The organism is Nonomuraea marmarensis (genome assembly GCF_043197025.1).
GTDB lineage: Bacteria > Actinomycetota > Actinomycetes > Streptosporangiales > Streptosporangiaceae > Nonomuraea > Nonomuraea marmarensis.
On the sequence record NZ_JBICRM010000001.1, the window covers coordinates 383,366 to 400,433 of the forward strand.

The 17,068-nt window shown below is 70.3% G+C and carries 12 protein-coding genes; 11 read left to right on the plus strand and 1 reads right to left on the minus strand.

Annotation, left to right across the window (positions count from 1 at the left end; genetic code table 11):
* The first annotated feature begins 14 nt into the window (after nt 1-14).
* The 6 genes from ACFLIM_RS01915 (at nt 15) to ACFLIM_RS01940 (ending at nt 5,388) form a co-directional block, all read left to right on the plus strand.
* Nucleotides 15-491 carry a MauE/DoxX family redox-associated membrane protein gene (locus tag ACFLIM_RS01915; protein WP_393161163.1) on the plus strand — a complete coding sequence of 159 codons (477 nt, stop codon included), beginning with the start codon at nt 15-17 and terminating at the stop codon, nt 489-491.
* Entirely contained in the window at nt 488-1,252 is a 765-nt protein-coding gene (locus ACFLIM_RS01920; RefSeq protein WP_393161165.1) for a DsbA family protein, read from the plus strand. Before ACFLIM_RS01915 ends, ACFLIM_RS01920 begins: the two co-directional genes overlap by 4 nt.
* Nucleotides 1,253-1,278: 26 nt before the next feature.
* On the plus strand, nt 1,279-2,469 hold the full coding sequence (gene lgt / locus ACFLIM_RS01925; protein ID WP_393161167.1) for a prolipoprotein diacylglyceryl transferase: 1,191 nt from the start codon (nt 1,279-1,281) through the stop codon (nt 2,467-2,469).
* The gene (locus ACFLIM_RS01930; RefSeq protein WP_393161169.1) at nt 2,466-3,170 is read left to right on the plus strand and encodes a VIT1/CCC1 transporter family protein; all 705 of its coding nucleotides are present in this window, start codon (nt 2,466-2,468) and stop codon (nt 3,168-3,170) included. Before lgt ends, ACFLIM_RS01930 begins: the two co-directional genes overlap by 4 nt.
* Before the next feature lie 653 nt (nt 3,171-3,823).
* A complete protein-coding gene (locus tag ACFLIM_RS01935; RefSeq protein WP_393161171.1) occupies nt 3,824-4,801 on the plus strand; it encodes a hypothetical protein in 978 nt (325 codons plus the stop codon).
* The gene (locus ACFLIM_RS01940; RefSeq protein WP_393161173.1) at nt 4,801-5,388 is read left to right on the plus strand and encodes a hypothetical protein; all 588 of its coding nucleotides are present in this window, start codon (nt 4,801-4,803) and stop codon (nt 5,386-5,388) included. Before ACFLIM_RS01935 ends, ACFLIM_RS01940 begins: the two co-directional genes overlap by 1 nt.
* A 63-nt stretch (nt 5,389-5,451) precedes the next feature.
* Here the strand turns inward: ACFLIM_RS01940 and ACFLIM_RS01945 are convergent, their stop codons facing one another.
* On the minus strand, nt 5,452-6,999 hold the full coding sequence (locus ACFLIM_RS01945) for a bis-aminopropyl spermidine synthase family protein (RefSeq protein ID WP_393161175.1): 1,548 nt from the start codon (nt 6,997-6,999) through the stop codon (nt 5,452-5,454).
* Nucleotides 7,000-7,408: 409 nt separating this feature from the next.
* Between ACFLIM_RS01945 and gltB the strand changes: the two genes are divergently transcribed.
* The 5 genes from gltB (at nt 7,409) to ACFLIM_RS01970 (ending at nt 17,039) form a co-directional block, all read left to right on the plus strand.
* Nucleotides 7,409-11,914, plus strand: coding sequence for a glutamate synthase large subunit (gltB, locus tag ACFLIM_RS01950; protein ID WP_393161177.1), 4,506 nt, complete (start codon nt 7,409-7,411; stop codon nt 11,912-11,914).
* A gap of 12 nt (nt 11,915-11,926) precedes the next feature.
* Nucleotides 11,927-13,405, plus strand: coding sequence for a glutamate synthase subunit beta (locus tag ACFLIM_RS01955; RefSeq protein ID WP_393161179.1), 1,479 nt, complete (start codon nt 11,927-11,929; stop codon nt 13,403-13,405).
* Between the two features lie 31 nt (nt 13,406-13,436).
* Nucleotides 13,437-14,879, plus strand: a complete 1,443-nt coding sequence (locus tag ACFLIM_RS01960) for an MDR family MFS transporter (RefSeq protein ID WP_393161181.1) — start codon at nt 13,437-13,439, stop codon at nt 14,877-14,879.
* Nucleotides 14,880-15,009: 130 nt separating this feature from the next.
* Nucleotides 15,010-16,692, plus strand: coding sequence for a S8 family peptidase (locus ACFLIM_RS01965; RefSeq protein ID WP_393161183.1), 1,683 nt, complete (start codon nt 15,010-15,012; stop codon nt 16,690-16,692).
* Nucleotides 16,689-17,039, plus strand: a complete 351-nt coding sequence (locus ACFLIM_RS01970) for a DUF2784 domain-containing protein (protein WP_393161185.1) — start codon at nt 16,689-16,691, stop codon at nt 17,037-17,039. The genes ACFLIM_RS01965 and ACFLIM_RS01970 overlap by 4 nt, the downstream gene beginning before the upstream one ends.
* Nucleotides 17,040-17,068: the final 29 nt, after the last annotated feature.

Here is a 17,068-nt window from a genome sequence, read left to right on the forward strand (position 1 = left end):
CGGCGGTACCCTGGGTGACGACCGTTGCCCGGCTGGTCCTGGGCGGGGTGCTGATCGCGGCGGGCGCGCTCAAGATCGGCAACCCGGCCGACTCCGTCGTGGCGGTCAAGGCTTACCAGCTGCTGCCCGAGTCGATCGCCGTCACGGTGGGCTACGCCCTGCCGATCCTGGAGATCGTGGTCGGCGTGCTGCTGGTCGTCGGTCTGCTGACCAGGGCGGCCGCGGTGATCGCGGGGCTGCTCATGTTCGCGTTCGTGTTCGGCATCGCCTGGGCCTGGGCGAACGGCCTGCGGATCGACTGCGGCTGCTTCGGCGGCGGCGGCCAGCTGGGGAAGGGACAGGAGCCGACGTACCTGCTCGACATCCTGCGCGACTCCGGCCTCGTGCTGCTCGGCGCCTGGGCCGCGCGTTTCCCGCCGGGACGCTACGCGCTCGACGGTGCCCTCGGCCTGGGGGGCGACACTGGAGAGGTAGGGGAGGACGACTCATGAGCAAAGCCCACCGCACGAAGACGCAGTCCAAGTCGGCCCGCGAGAAGATCAAAGAGCAGCAGGCCGCCGCCCGGGCCCGCGACAGGCGCAGGCGCGTGGTGACGTACGTGACCGCGGGAGCCGTCGCGGTGGCCGCGGTCGGGCTCGGCTGGTGGTACGCGGTCAGCAACTCGCGCTCGGAGGAGGCCTCCGCCGCCCTCGCGCCGATCTCCGTGCAGGCCGACGGCAGCGTCGCGATGGCCAAGCCGGGCGTGGCCAGGCCCGTGGTCGACATCTACGAGGACTTCCAGTGCCCGGCCTGCAAGGAGCTGGAGCGGGTGAGCGGCCAGACGTTCAAGAACCTCGCCGCCGAGGGCAAGGCCAAGGTCGTCTACCATCCGATCACGATCTTCTCGCAGGAGCCGACCCGGTCCAACTCCGTACGCGCGGGCAGCGCCGCCCGGTGCGTCGCCGATGGCAAGCAGTGGCTGGCCTTCCACGACCTGCTCTACCAGAACCAGCCCGCCGAGACCGTGGCGGGCTTCACGCCGGCTCAGCTCGTCCAGTGGGGCAAGGAGGCCGGGGTGAGCGCGCCGGGCTTCGACCAGTGCGTCACCTCGGGGAAGAACAGCGCCGCGCAGCTCTCGTACAGCAAGAAGATCGTGGACGAGCAGAAGATCACGCATACGCCGACGGTGAAGTTGAACGGCACAGAAATCGACAATCAGGCACTCTTCAGCCCGCGGGAACTGCGCGATGCGATTACGGAGGCGGCTAAGTAGGCTCGCTTCCGCTACCCTCACCTGACATGCCCCTTGCCTCGATTCCCAGCCCTTCTCAGGGGGTCTGGTATCTCGGAATCATCCCGATCCGGGCTTATGCGCTATGCATCGTGCTCGGCGTCATCGTCGCCGTCTGGCTGAGCGAGCGCCGCTGGCGCGCCCGCGGTGGCCAGAAGGGGACGATTGTCGACATCGCGGTCCCCGCGGTCATCTTCGGCCTCATCGGCGGCCGCCTCTACCACGTCATCACCGACTGGCAGACCTACTTCGGCAGCCGCGCGGTCAAGGAGCCCTACCAGGCGCTGTTCATCTGGGAGGGCGGCCTCGGCATCTGGGGCGCGATCGCGCTCGGCGCCGTCGGCGTCTGGTGGTCCGTGCGCAGACGCGGCATCTCCATGAGCGCCGTCGCCGACACGGTCGCGCCCGGCATCGCCTTCGCCCAGGCCATCGGCCGCTGGGGCAACTGGTTCAACCAGGAGCTGTACGGCTCGCCGACCACGCTGCCGTGGGGCCTGGAGATCGACGCGAACCACGGGGGCGAGCCCGGCGTCCTCTACCACCCGACCTTCCTGTACGAGTCGCTGTGGGACTTGGCGCTCGGTTTCGCGCTCATCCTCGCGGGCCGGCGCTTCGCGCTGCGCCACGGGCGGCTGTTCGCCCTCTACGTCGCCGGTTACACGCTCGGCCGATTCTGGATCGAAGGGTTGCGCATCGACCCGGTCGGTGGGGTGGACCACGCGGTGACGTTCCTCGGGCTGCGGATCAACCAGTGGACGGCGATCGTGTTGTTCGTTGGGGCGCTGGTCTATCTCTGGGTGACCAGGAAGAAGGATTCGGAGGAGATCGTGGTGCCGGTGACCGCAACGTACGTGGATCCGGCGCATCCGGCCGACCAGGCGGACACAGAGGACTCGGACGACCCGGCCGGGGGTTCCGAGGAGACCTCTGCCGCGTCTGGGGCTTCCAAGGAGACGTCTGAGGAGCCGTCTGCGGGGTCCGGGGAGAGCGCTGAGGCCGACGAAGAGCCTGGTAAGGCATCCGACGAGTCCGAGTCCGAGTCCGCGGCTGCGGCTGCGGCTGCGGCGGACGAGAGTGGCGATGACGGAAGCCCTGAGGACCGGAGTGACGGGGACGACGACTCTGCGGCGGAGGACGGTCGCGGGGAGGCGGCAGCCCCTGACGTCGAATCCGTCACGAAGGAGAAGAATTCGCGATGAACAGCCGCGCGGAGATCCACCACCAGCATCGTGACGTCACCGGAGGCTGGTTGCGGCCGTCGGTGTTCGGCGCGATGGACGGCCTGGTGTCGAACTTCGCGCTCATCGCGGGAGTCGCGGGCGGCACCGCCAACACGAGGGTCATCGCTCTGGGCGGCGTCGCCGGGCTCGCCGCCGGAGCCCTGTCCATGGCGGGCGGCGAGTACGTCTCGGTGGCCAGCCAGCGGGAGCTGGCCCAGGCCGAGATCGCCGTCGAGCGCAGCGAACTCGACCGCCACCCCGACGACGAGCGGGCGGAGCTGGCGCAGAGCTTCGTGGACAAGGGCGTGGCGGCCGAGCTGGCCGATGAGGTGGCCAGGCAGATCTCCCAGAACCCGGACCGGGCTCTGGAGGTCCACGCCCGCAACGAGCTTGGGGTCGCACCCGGTGAGCTGCCGTCGCCGATGGTGGCCGCCGTGTCGTCGTTCCTGTCGTTCAGCGTGGGGGCGGTGTTGCCGTTGTTGCCGTACTTGTTCGGGGTCCAGGGGCTGGCGGTGTCGGCGGTGGTGTCCTGCGCGGCGCTGTTCGCGGCGGGGGCGCTGGTGTCGGCCGTCACGGCGCGCACCTGGTGGTATTCCGGGCTGCGCCAGCTCGTGGTCGGCGCGGTGGCGGCCGCGGTCACGTTCGGGCTGGGCCGCATGATCGGGGCGGCGGGATTGTGATGGCCCGCAGGAGAGCCGCAACCGGTCCGAGGGCCGGCCGCTCGGCCGACGGCGCCGCCCCGACGGGCGGCCGCGCGACGCCGGGGTCGGACGGCGGCCGGTCGGCGGCCGGGACAGATGGCGGTGGCTGGTCGGCGGCTGGCACGGATGGTGGTGGCTGGTCGGCCGCGGGCGCGAACGGCGGCGGTCGGTCGGCCTCGGGTCCGGCCGGTGGTGGTCGTTCGGACGGGGATCTGGGCGGTGGTGGTCGTTCGGCCGCGGAGCCGGGCGGTGGAGGTCGGGCGGCGGCTGACGGTGGCCGGCATTCGGCCGGAGCGGACGGTGGCCGTCATTCGGCGGCAGATCCGGCCGGTGGCCGTCGTTCGGCCGGAGCTGACGGCGGGCGTCGTTCGGCGGGGGTGGACGGTGGCCGTCAGCCCGAGGGCGTGGACGGTGGCGGTCGGTCGGCGGGCTCCCGTGGTGGTCGGGCCGCGGCGCGGATGCGCGGTCGCGGCCGGGCGGCGGCACCGGCGGATGGTGGCGGCGCGGACGAGCGTGGCTGGTCCACGACCGGCGCGGATCGTGGCAGCCGGTCGGCGGATCCGGATGGCAGTGGCTGGTTGGCGGGCGGCGAGGATGACGGCGGTTGGTCGGCAGGCAACGGCGGTGGCCGGTTGCCAGGCAACCAGTCGGTAGTCAACGACGGTGGTGGGCGGTCGGCAGGCAACCGGTCGGCGGGTAACGACGGTGGTGGCTGGCTGGCGGGCGATGACGGTGGCGCTCGGTCGGCGGGTCATGACGGTGGGGGGCAATCGGCGGTTGACGCGGACGGTGGTGGGCGGGCGTCGGCCGGGTCGCGGAAACGGCGCCGTACCCCTCGTTCTGACTGGGAGTTTCCGCTGCTCACCGACTGGGGCTTCCGGCCGGAGCAGCAGAAGCTGCTCGTCATCATCGCCGCGGTCGCGGGCCTGGTGGCGAGCGCGGTCGGATTGGTGGCGCTGGTCGGCTCCATCGGCGACTACTCGCCGGAGGGGAGGGCCAGCGCGGCCGTGCTCGGGCCCGACACGACGCTGCCGCAGGTGTTCCACGGCTGGAGCTCGCCCAAGCTGTTCGACCCCGTGGCGGACAGGGCCAAGGACGAGCGGGCGCTGACCGAGAAGGAGGTGTTCGGCCAGAGTGAGCTGCCGGTCTCGAAGAAGCTCAAGCTCAAACTCGTCGCCAAGCAGCTCGACGCCGACTGCTCAGCGGCGCTTTGGGGTGAGAACCTCCTCGAACAGGCGTCGGACGCCGGATGCACCCAGGCCGCCCGCGGCCTCTACGCCAGCTCCGACGGCCGTTACATCGGCCAGTACACGTTACTCAACCTCAAAGACGGCCAGTCGGCCTCTGATCTGGTCGAGTCGTTGAAGACTCTTTACCGGGGCGGGTGGACACACCCGCTGGCCTCCTCCAAGGCGGTCTTCCCCGCGGGCGGCTACTCCGAGGCGGGCGGCTACGCCCTCGGCCACTATGTCGGCCTGGTGTGGCTCGGCAGAACCGACGGCACGGAGCCCACCCCCAAGGACGACTTCGTCTCCCTCACCCTGGCGCTGCGCGGGGCCGAGAAGGCCGTCTACCGCCGCGTCGTCTCGATCACGGGACCGTCCTCCTGATGTCCCGCCGTGTCGTCATCCCCGTCGTGATCGCCAACGTGATGATCATCGCCGTGGCCGGGTGGTTGTGGTTGCGCCGTGACGATCCCCGCCCCGCCAGCTTCCACGCCGAGCCGACCTCCGCCTTCTACGCGGCCATCGACGCCCGCCAGAACGACGCCGCCCCCCTGACCATCCAAGAGGTCTTCACCCCGGCCACCCAGACCCTGGGCACCATGCGGCTGGACGCCACGCAGCAGTTCACCGACTGTGACGAGGTGCTCTGGGGAACCTCGGCCATGGGCTGTACGCAGGCGCTCCAGGCCACGTACAAGGGCGGTTCGATGGCGGGCCAGTTCGTGATCTTCAACCTGACCGACGGGCGCGCCGCCGACGCGCTGGTGTCGGCGCTGGGCAAGGACGGGTTCGTACGGCAGAGCATCCTGTTCGACGCCGCCGGTAGCCGCGCCCAGGCCCGGGCGATGGGCCACTACGTGACGGTGAGCTGGGCCGGTGGGCCCGCGCCCGCCCAGGACCTGGTCGCCGCCCTGGTCGCGCTGGACGGCCTCGGACGCGTGGTCCAGGGCCGCATCGTCGCCGCGACCTGAGACGGCGACATGAGGCCAACGACCTAGAGCACGGCGAACTGACTCCGGAAGGTAGTGGCGGGGTCAGGTGGTCGTGGTCAGGGCCGCGACCGTTGTGGAGACCGCCTTCGGGAGGCTGGACAGGCAGTGGAGGGGGGCCTCCAGCGGGGTCAGGTCCTCCGACCAGGGGGCCGCCTCGCGGATGAGGGTGCGGGCCTCGTTCTTGGTCAGGGTCGAGCCCTGGGCGCGGGCCACCGCGATGAGGGCCTCGCGCCAGGTGTTGGCCAGCTTGGCGTGCCCGTTGTCCAGGATCCTGCGCAGCACCGAGGCCGCGTCGCCGCCGGGCTGCGGGAGGCGTACGGCGTCCAGTACGCCACCGTCGGTGCTCAGCTCGTAGACGGCGGACAGCACGTCGGGCAGGGGCGGGAGGTCGGCGCAGAGGACGCGTACGTGGGAGGCGCGGGTGGCCAGGAGCAGGCGGGGGAGCGCGGCCTCCAAGCCGGGCGGCAGGGCTATGGCGACGCGGTCCGGGGCGGCGGCGTACGGCTTGGCCAGCCAGGTCGAGAGCTTGACCCGGGGTTGGGCCAGGTCCTTGGGCCAGTCGCCCACCAGCAGGTCAGGGGTGGGACCGGTTGGTTCGGGGGCGGGGGACTTCTGGGCTGGGGGCTTGGCGGCTTCGATGGATTGCGGGCCCTGGGTGTAGATGGCGGTGGCCTGGCGGGTCAGGCGGGACGTCACGGCCGGGCGGGTCTTGGTGGTGGGGCGGAGGATGTACAGATCGGCGGCGGAGCCGATGGCTTCTGCCCCGAAATATCGGTTGAAGTCGGGATATATGGCCTCGTAGGTGAGGTTGAGGTCCGACAGCGCCTGCTGGACCTTGAAGGCCAGCATGGGCGTGCGGTCGCTCGTACCGTACGCGAGCAGGACCCGCCCGTCCTCCTTCAGGCCCTCTACGGCGCGTGCCACGAACAGGCCCGTGCCCTCCGGTGTGTACGGCGGGTCGGTGAGCGCCAGGTCGTGGTTCCTGGCAGATGGGGGCAGCCCGAGCCGGAGGTCGGCCCAACGGGTGCGGACGTCCAGCCGCTGGTCGTCGATGTAGGCCAGGATGCGGTCGTCGATGTCGATCACCGTGACGTCGGTCTCGGGGTGGATCAGCTTGACCGCCAGGGAGGTCAGGTCGTGGTCGCCCACGCACAGCAGGCGTGCGCCGGGGAGCCAGAAGCGGGCGCCCAGCAGCAGGGCCCGCCGTAGCACGGTCTCCGGTGTGGCCGAGACGTGGTCGAGCACGTGACGGGCGCGCGGGGCCTGAGCGATGAGGGTGGTGAGGCGTTCGAGCTCGTGGGCGTAGTGGGGGAGCAGGTGGGCCACCGGGTCCTCGGGCGGCGGGGCCAGGGCGAGGAGGTCCTGGTAGGCGGGGGTGTCGGTCAGGGGAATTCTGAACGTTTTTCCCGTGTACTCCAGAGGGAGCTCATGTAGCAGGGTCTCGACGGTGCGCCTGGCGGTGGCCGTCTCCCTGACCAGGGCCGCCAGCGTCCACCATTGGCCGCCGCACAGGAGGGTCAGGGCGTGTCTCAGCCGTCTGCTGTCCGTTCCGGCCTCGCGGAGCAGGCGCTCCACCCTGTCACGATCCATGTGGGCAACCCTATCGACCGCCTGGGGTGTCGCCGGTCGAGCGCCGAGGCTCCGGGGTTGGCCGGCGTGGGATGGGGTGGGCTGGGTTTGGGCTGGGCTCGCGTGGGAACTGGGTGGGGTTCGGGGTGGGCTGGTGGCGCGCTCCTCCTGCTCGGCCCAGGGACGTGAGAGGTGGGGAATCGCTCCCTGTGGCGCATACCGTCGCTCAGGATCGGGAATTTCGGAGGGCTCGTACGGGGTTTGGGATAGGGAGTTCGGATGTTGGGATGGGGTCGAATGTTCGCAATGCGGACGTGGCGGGCACCATTCCGGCAGGGTGCGGTAACCTCTACGCACGATATGCAGCAGGGCCAACGTCGTCCCCGCCTGTAGCGCAGTTCAGACAGACGATGACGACGGGAGGGATTAAATGCCTGCTGCCCACCTCGGGTTCCCCGAGCCCCAGGGCCTCTACCACCCCGCCAACGAGCATGATGCCTGCGGTGTCGCCATGGTTGCCGACGTCGCCGGGCGCCGTGGGCATGGGATCGTGGTCAAGGCGCTGACGGCTCTGTGCAATCTTGATCATCGGGGGGCCAAGGGTAGCGAGCCGGACACCGGCGACGGCGCCGGGATCCTGACGCAGATCCCCGATGGGTTCTACCGTGCGAGCGTCCCGTTCGCGCTTCCCACCGCCGGCGCGTACGCGACCGGCATCGCCTTCCTGCCGATCGACGAGCAGGCCAGGAGCGTCGCAACCGGCCTGATCGACGAGATCGCGGCCGAGGAGGGCCTCACCGTGCTCGGCTGGCGGGAGCTGCCCGTCGACCGCGCGCTGCCCGGGCCGAGTGCCCGCGCTGTCATGCCGCACTTCGCCCAGCTGTTCGTGGCCGGTCCGGACGGCGAGGAAGGGCTGGAGCTCGACCGGCTGGCGTTCTGCCTGCGCAAGCGGGCCGAGCACGAGGCGGACGTCTACTTCCCCTCGCTGTCCGCCCGGACGATCGTCTACAAGGGCATGCTCACACCCGACCAGGTCGAGCCGTTCTTCCCCGACCTGAGCGACGAGCGTTACGAGACCGCGATCGCGCTGGTGCACTCGCGCTTCTCCACCAACACGTTCCCGAGCTGGCCGCTGGCCCACCCCTACCGCTACATCGCCCACAACGGCGAGATCAACACGGTCAAGGGCAACCGCAACTGGATGCGGGCTCGCGAGGCGATGCTGGAGTCCGCCCACATTCCTGGCGATATTTCGCGACTTTTGCCCATCTGTGACCCGGATGGCAGCGACACCGCCAGCTTCGACGAGGCCCTGGAGCTGCTGCACATCGGCGGCCGGAGCCTGCCCCACGCCGTGCTGATGATGATCCCCGAGGCCTGGGAGAATCACACCGAGATGGACCCTGCCCGCAGGGCCTTCTACGAGTTCCACTCCACCCTGATGGAGGCGTGGGACGGCCCGGCGTCGATCACGTTCACCGACGGCACCCTGGCCGGTGCCGTGCTCGACCGCAACGGCCTGCGCCCCGGACGGTTCTGGGTGACCGCCGACGGCCTGGTCGTGCTGGCCTCCGAGGCCGGCGTGCTCGACTTCAAGCCCGAGGACGTGGTCAGGAAGGGCCGCCTGCAGCCGGGGCGGATGTTCCTGATCGACACCGCCCGCGGCAAGATCATCGAGGATGACGAGATCAAGGCCGAGCTGGCGGCCGAGTTGCCGTACGCGGACTGGCTGCACGCCGGGCTCGTACGCTTCGAGGAGCTGCCGGCGCGGCAGCACGAGATCCCCACGCACGAGGCGCTCGTCAAGAGGCAGCAGACCTTCGGCTACACCGAGGAAGAGCTGCGCATCATCCTGTCGCCGATGGCCAAGGCCGGTGCCGAGCCGATCGGCTCCATGGGCACCGATACGCCCGTCGCCGTGCTGAGCGAGAAGCCGCGGCTCCTGTTCGACTACTTCACGCAGCTGTTCGCGCAGGTCACGAACCCGCCGCTGGACGCCATCCGTGAAGAGCTGGTCACCTCGCTGGCCAGCACCATCGGGCCCGAGGGCAACCTGCTCAACCCCGGGCCGTCGTCGTGCCGCCAGCTCGTGCTGCCGTACCCGGTGATCGACAACGACGAGCTCGCCAAGATCATCCACATCAACGACGAGCACGACCTGCCCGGCTTCCACCCGTCCGTCATCAGCGGCCTGTACGAGGTCGCGGGCGGCGGCGAGGCCATGCTGAGCCGGCTGGAGGAGATCAGGCGCGAGGCGTCCAGGGCGATCGCGAACGGCGCCCGGATCATCGTGCTGAGCGACCGCGGCTCGTCCGACGCGCTGGCGCCGATCCCGTCGCTGCTGCTGACCGGCGCGGTGCACCACCACCTGATCCAGGAGAAGACCCGGACCAAGATCGGCCTGGTCATCGAGACCGGCGAGGCCCGCGAGTGCCACCACATGGCGCTGCTGATCGGCTACGGCGCGGCCGCGATCAACCCGTACCTTGCCATCGAGACCATCGAGGACCTGGTCGACACCGGCGCGCTGCAGCTCGACAAGCGCAAGGCCGTGCGCAACCTGATCAAGGCGTACGGCAAGGGCGTCATCAAGGTCATGTCCAAGATGGGCGTGTCCACGGTGGCCTCCTACACCGGCGCGCAGATCTTCGAGGCGCTCGGCCTGAGCCAGGAGGTCATCGACTCCTGCTTCGCCGGCACCACCTCCCGGCTCGGCGGCGTCGGGTTCGACGTGCTGGCCGGGGAGGTCGAGCAGCGGCACCGCCACGCCTACCCGCGCGTGGAGAACGCCCACCGCAGGCTCGTGGTCGGCGGCGAATACCAGTGGCGGCGCGAGGGCGAGCCGCACCTGTTCAACCCCGAGACCGTCTTCAAGCTGCAGCACGCCACCAGGACCCGCCGCTACGAGATCTTCAAGGAGTACACGAACCTCGTGGACTCCCAGGCGGAGCGGCTGATGACCCTGCGCGGCCTGTTCAAGCTGCGCCAGGGCAACCCGATTCCGATCGAGGAAGTCGAGCCCGTCGAGGACATCGTCAAGCGGTTCTCCACCGGCGCGATGTCGTACGGCTCGATCTCGATGGAGGCGCACGAGACGCTCGCCATCGCGATGAACCGGCTCGGCGGCAAGTCCAACACCGGCGAGGGCGGCGAGGACCCCGAGCGCCTGTACGACCTCGCCCGCCGCTCCGCCGTCAAGCAGGTGGCCAGCGGCCGGTTCGGCGTCACCTCCGAATACCTGGTGAACGCCACCGACCTGCAGATCAAGATGGCTCAGGGCGCCAAGCCCGGCGAGGGCGGTCAGCTCCCGGGGCACAAGGTCTACCCGTGGATCGCCAAGACCAGGCACTCCACGCCCGGCGTCGGCCTCATCTCGCCGCCGCCGCACCACGACATCTACTCGATCGAGGACCTGGCCCAGCTCATCCACGACCTGAAGAACTCCAACCCGGAGGCCAGGGTCCACGTGAAGCTGGTCGCCGAGGTCGGCGTCGGCACGGTCGCGGCGGGCGTGTCCAAGGCGCACGCCGACGTGGTGCTCATCTCCGGGCACGACGGCGGCACCGGCGCGTCTCCGCTCACGTCGCTCAAGCACGCGGGCGCGCCGTGGGAGCTCGGCCTGGCCGAGACCCAGCAGACCCTCCTGCTGAACGACCTGCGCGACCGCATCGTCGTCCAGGTCGACGGCCAGCTCAAGACCGGCCGCGACGTGGTCATCGCCGCGCTGCTCGGCGCCGAGGAGTACGGCTTCGCCACCGCCCCCCTCGTCGTCAGCGGTTGCGTCATGATGCGGGTCTGCCACCTCGACACCTGCCCCGTGGGCGTCGCCACGCAGAACCCCGAGCTGCGCAAGCGGTTCACCGGCAAGCCCGAGTTCGTGGTCAACTTCTTCGAGTTCATCGCGCAGGAGATCCGCGAATACCTGGCCGAGCTGGGCTTCCGCTCGCTCGACGAGGCGATCGGGCACGTCGAGCTGCTCGACACGACGGCGGCCGAGGACCACTGGAAGGCCAGCGGGCTCGACCTGTCGCCGATCCTGCACCAGCCGGAGCTGCCCGCGGGCACGGCGATGCACCGCATCGTCGAGCAGGACCACGGGCTGCGGCACGCGCTGGACAACACGCTGATCCAGCTCGCCGAGGGCGCGCTCAACGAGGGCACCCCGGTCACGCTGGAGCTGCCCATCCGCAACGTGAACCGTACGGTCGGCACCATGCTCGGCTACCAGGTCACCAAGCGGTACGGCGGCAAGGGCCTGCCCGAGAACACCATCGACATCGGGTTCACCGGCTCGGCGGGCAACTCGTTCGGGGCGTTCGTGCCACGCGGGATCACGCTGAGGCTGACCGGCGACGCCAACGACTACCTCGGCAAGGGCCTGTCAGGCGGGCGGATCACCGTCCGGCCGCACGAGGCGGCCCCGCTCGACGGTCACATCATTTCCGGAAATGTCGCCCTGTACGGCGCCACGTCCGGCGAGGTGTTCATCCGCGGCGTCGTCGGCGAGCGGTTCTGCGTGCGCAACTCCGGCGCCACGGCGGTCGTCGAGGGCGTGGGCGACCACGGGTGCGAGTACATGACCGGCGGCAAGGCCGTCGTCCTCGGGGCGACCGGGCGCAACTTCGCGGCCGGGATGTCGGGCGGCATCGCGTACCTGCTGGATGTCCGGCCCGAGCGGGTCAACCGCGAGATGGTGGCCATCGAGGCGCTCACCGAGCAGGACGCCGAGTTCCTCAAGGAGACGGTCGAGAAGCACTTCGCGGAGACCGGCTCGCCGGTCGCCAAGGAGCTCCTCGCCGACTGGGACGCGGCGCTCGGCAGGTTCGGCAAGATCATGCCGACGGACTACAAGAGGGTGCTGGCGGCCGCCGAGGCCGCCCGCATCGAAGGCAGGGACATCGACGAGGCGGTCATGGCTGCCGCGGTTCAGGGCTAGGGAGGCGTACCGATGGCTGACCCCAAGGGTTTTCTCACGCACGACCGGGAGCTGCCCGCGCGCCGCCCCGTGGACGTCCGCATCAGCGACTGGCGCGAGGTCTACCAGGACTTCTCCCAGGAGAAGCTGACCAAGCAGGCGGCCCGCTGCATGGACTGCGGCATCCCCTTCTGCCACAACGGCTGCCCGCTGGGCAACCTCATCCCCGAGTGGAACGACCTCGTCTACCGCACCGACTGGCGCGAGGCGATCGAGCGGCTGCACGCCACGAACAACTTCCCGGAGTTCACCGGCAGGCTCTGCCCGGCTCCGTGCGAGGCGGCGTGCGTGCTCGGCATCAACTCCGACCCCGTGGCGATCAAGCGGGTCGAGGTCGAGGTCATCGACCGGGCGTTCGCCGAGGGCTGGGTGACCCCGCAGCCCCCGGCGGTCAGGACCGGCAAGAAGGTCGCTGTCGTCGGCTCGGGCCCCGCCGGGCTCGCCGCCGCCCAGCAGCTCACCAGGGCCGGGCACGACGTGGTGGTGTTCGAGCGGGCCGACCGGATCGGCGGCCTGCTGCGCTACGGCATCCCCGAGTTCAAGATGGAGAAGCGCCACATCGAACGCCGCCTGGAGCAGATGCGGGCCGAGGGCACCGAGTTCCGCACCGGCGTCAACGTCGGCGTCGACATCACCGCCGCCGAGCTGCGCGAGCGGTTCGACGCCGTGGTGCTGTCCGGCGGCGCCACCCAGTGGCGCGACCTGCCGGTGGCCGGGCGCGACCTCAAGGGCGTGCACCAGGCCATGGAATACCTGCCGCCGTCCAACAGGGTCCAGGAGGGCGACTTCGACCGGTCGCCGATCTCGGCCGAGGGCAAGCACGTGGTGGTGATCGGCGGCGGCGACACCGGCGCCGACTGCATCGGCACGGCCATCAGGCAGGGCGCCGAGTCCGTCACCCAGCTGGAGATCATGCCCCAGCCGCCCGCGGCCAGGCCAGGCAGCCAGCCGTGGCCGACGTACCCCATGTTGTTCAAGATGGAGACCGCGCACGAGGAGCTGGCCGACGGCGGGGGAGCGCGGGTCTACGCGGTCTCCACCACCGAGTTCGTCGGCGACGCCGACGGCAACGTGCGGGCGCTGCGGCTGGTCGAGGTCGAGGGGCCGCAGGCCGGGTTCAAGCCGGTCCCGGGCACCGAGCGGGAGATCCCGGCCGAGCTGATCACCCTGTCCATGGGCTTCCTCGGCCCGGAGAAGGGCGCCCTGCTCCAGGACCTGGCCGAGGTCGCCGGTGACGGCTTCTACGACGCGCGGGGCAACGTCTCGCGCGACAAGACGTACATGTCCAAGGTGGACGGCGTCTTCGTGGCCGGCGACATGGGCCGCGGGCAGTCGCTCATCGTGTGGGCCATCGCCGAGGGGCGGGCCGCCGCCTCGGGCGTGGACCGGTTCCTGACCGGGGAGACGGCGCTGCCGTACCCGATCCTGCCGACCGCGCGCCCGCTCGTCTGACAAACGCCTGTCACACGGTACGGCGGGGGCCGTGCCGCGTGACAGGTACCTGATCCGGTACGGCGGGAGCCGTGCCGGATCAGTCATGTTCCTGGCCGCCATCGACCAGACGGTCGTGGCGACCGCCATGCCGACCATCGTGGGCGAGCTGCACGGCATCGAGAGCCTGTCGTGGCTGGTCACGGCATTCGCCCTGACCTCCGGCATCGCCACGCCCCTCTATGGCAAGCTCAGCGACATGTACGGCCGCAGGAACCTCTACCTGTCGGCCATCGTCGTGTTCGTCATCGGCTCGGCCCTGTGCGGGGTCGCGCAGTCGATGGGCCAGCTCATCGCCTTCCGCGCCTTCCAGGGCATCGGGGCGGGCGGGCTCATGGTGCTGACCATGACCATCGCCGGGGACCTGGCCACGCCCCGCGAACGGGCCAGGTTCCAGGGCATCTTCGGCGCGGTGTTCGGGGTGGCCTCCATCGCGGGGCCGATCATCGGCGGCTATCTCACCGAGCACGTCTCCTGGCGCTGGATCTTCTACATCAACCTGCCGCTCGGCGCGGTCGCCCTGGCCGTGGCGGTCGCCGTACTGAAGTTGCCCCGCCGCACCTCGCCGCACCGGATCGACTGGCTCGGGGCCGCGCTGATCTCGGGCCTGCTGACCTGCCTGACACTGTTCGCCTCGTGGGGCGGCACCGTCTACGCCTGGTCCTCGCCGGTCGTCGTCGGGCTCGGCGCGGGCGCGGTGCTGCTGGCCGTGCTGTTCACGCTGGTGGAGCGGAACGCGGCCGAGCCGGTGCTGCCGTTGCGGCTGTTCCGCGACAGGTCGTTCGCGATCCCGGTGGCCGCGGTCGTGCTGATGGCCACGGCGCTGATGGGGGCGGCCACGTTCCTGCCCGTGTTCCTGCAGCTGGCCACCGGGGCGAGCGTGGCGGACTCGGGGCTGCTGCTGCTCCCGATGATGGCCGGGATGATCGTGTCGTCGACGCTGGTGGGGCAGCTCGTGCACAGGTTCGGGTGGTACAAGTGGTTCATGGTCGCGGGCGCCGCGATCGCGGCCGGTTCCGGGTTCCTGTTCTCGACCATGGATCTGGGGACGAGCGCGTTCGTCTCCAGCGCGTACATGGTGCTGTTCGGGCTCGGGTTCGGGATGGTCGCGCAGAACCTGGTGCTGGCCGTCCAGACCACCACCCCGGAGGCCGACAGGGGGGCGGCGACCTCGGCCGTCACGTTCGCCAGGGGCGTAGGCGGGGCCGTCGGCGTGGCCGTGCTGGGCGGCGTCTTCAGCGGCAGGCTCGCGCTGGGGCAGGCGGCGCTCACGCCCGAGGCTATCCAGGCGCTGCCCGAGGCCGCGCGGCACGCCACGCAGCTCGCGTTCTCGCACGCGATCGGCGGGGTGTTCGCGTGGGTGGGCCCGATGATGCTGCTCGGCGCGGCGCTGCTGGCTTTCCTGCGGAACGTACGGCTGACGCATCCCGTGTGACGTAGGCGAAGCGGGCTCGAAGATCGGGTCCGCTTCGCCACCCATCGACCGAAATTTACCGCTAAGTTGCTTCACTCGATTACTGTCGGGAAGATTCAGGTTCTGCGGTAAGTCGGTGGTTGGGGGAAGAATGCGGCGGCTCGCCTCTGGTATGACGGCGCTGGCCGCCGTAGTCGCGCTCGGGGCCTGCTCGGCCCCGGCACCGCACAAACCTGCTGGTCAGCAGGCCGAATACCTCGTCTTCTACGCCGGAGGACGGCACGGCGACGCGCTGGAGGCCATCCAACGGGCCGGTGGCACCGCGGTGGGCGAGGACGCCAGGCTCGGCTATCTCATGGCCAAGGGCGGCCGCTCCTTCGTCGACGCCCTGGACGCGAACCAGGCCATCGTCGGCGTGTCCCCTGATGACCGTCGTATCGGATTCGCCACCACGCCCCGGACCGAAACCACCGCCCCCTCGACCGAAACCGGGGCCCGCCGTGCCGGAACCGCCGCCCGTACCGAGTCCGCGGCCTTCCCCGACGGGTCGTCGTTCACCAAAAGGACGGGAGAGCCGCTCGCGGGCCGCCAGTGGGACATGCGGATGATCGGCGCGGACCGCGCGCACGCGAAGGCGCCCGGCACCAAGCAGGTGCTGGTCGGCGTCATCGACACCGGCGTCGACGGCAAGCACCCCGACATCGCCCCCAACTTCAACCGGCAGCTCAGCCGCAACTTCGTCACCGACAAGCCCAACGACGAGTACGGCGAGAAGCTCGACGGCCCCTGCGAGGTCGCCGGCTGCAAGGACCCCGTGGACGAGGACGACGACGGCCACGGTACCCACGTGGCCAGCACGATCGCCTCCCCGATCAACGGCATCGGCATCGCGGGCGTCGCGCCGAACGTGCAGATCGTGAACATCAGGGCCGGGCAGGACTCCGGCTTCTTCTTCCTCAAGCCCAGCCTCGACGCGCTCACCTACGCCGCCGACATCGGCGTGGACGTGGTGAACATGAGCTACTACGTCGACCCCTGGTTGTTCAACTGCGCCGCCAACAAGTCCGACACCAAGAAGCAGCAGCTCGAACAGCGGGCCATCATCACCGGCATGCAGCGGGCCCTCGACTACGCCCGCCAGAAGGGCGTCACGCTCATCACCGCCCTCGGCAACGGCTCCACCGACCTCGGCCGCCCCACGGCCGACAAGCAGAGCCCCGGCTACCCGCGCGGCGACGAGAAGGAACGCCGGGTCGACAACTCCTGCATCAACGTGCCCGCCGAGTCCGGCGGCGTCATCTCCGTCTCCGCGGTCGGCCCCTCCGGGCGCAAGGCGATCTACAGCGACTACGGTGTCGAGCAGACCGACCTGTCCGCGCCCGGCGGTGACGCGCTCGACGGCAAGGACACCAAGGCCACCAGGTCGATCCTGGCCGCCGCCCCCGAGCGCGTGCTGCGCGCCGCCGGGCGCATCGACGCCGACGGAAACCCCAAGGGCGCGGACGTCGTCAAGGACTGCACGGGCGGCGCCTGCTCCTACTACCAGTACCTCGACGGCACCTCCATGGCCGCGCCGCACGCCACCGGCGTCGCCGCCATCCTGATCAGCCGCTTCGGCAAGCCGGGCAAGGGCGGCCTCGACCTCGCCCCGGCCACCGTCGAGACCCTGCTCTACGAGTCCGCGACCCCGAAAGGCTGCCCATCGCCCCGCCAGTACGTGTACAAGGCGTACGGGGAGAACGTGACCCATGACTGCCAAGGTGCGCAATCCCGTAACGGTTTCTACGGCCACGGCATCGTGGACGCCTGGAGGGCGGCTACCTTCGAACCATGATGTATCGCCTCGTCGCGGACGCCGCGATGGTGGTGCATTTCGCCTTTCTCGCCTACCTGGCCCTGGGCGGGTTCGTCGCGTGGCGGTGGCGGCGGACGATCTGGGCGCACCTCGCCGTCGTGGCCTGGGGGCTGGTCTCGATCGTCACCGGAGTCGAGTGCCCGCTGACCCTCGCCGAGGACTGGGGGCGCCGGGCCGCCGGGCTCGAAGGGCTGCCTGCCAGCGGTTTCATCGACCGCTACATCGAGGGCGTGATCTACCCGGAGCAGTACACGAACTTGGCACGTCTGGGGGTCGCCGTTCTCGTTCTGTTCGCTTACGTCGGCTACGTTCTCCGTCGTCAGTGACTGCCAAGTGGTCTGTACCAATTAAGGTA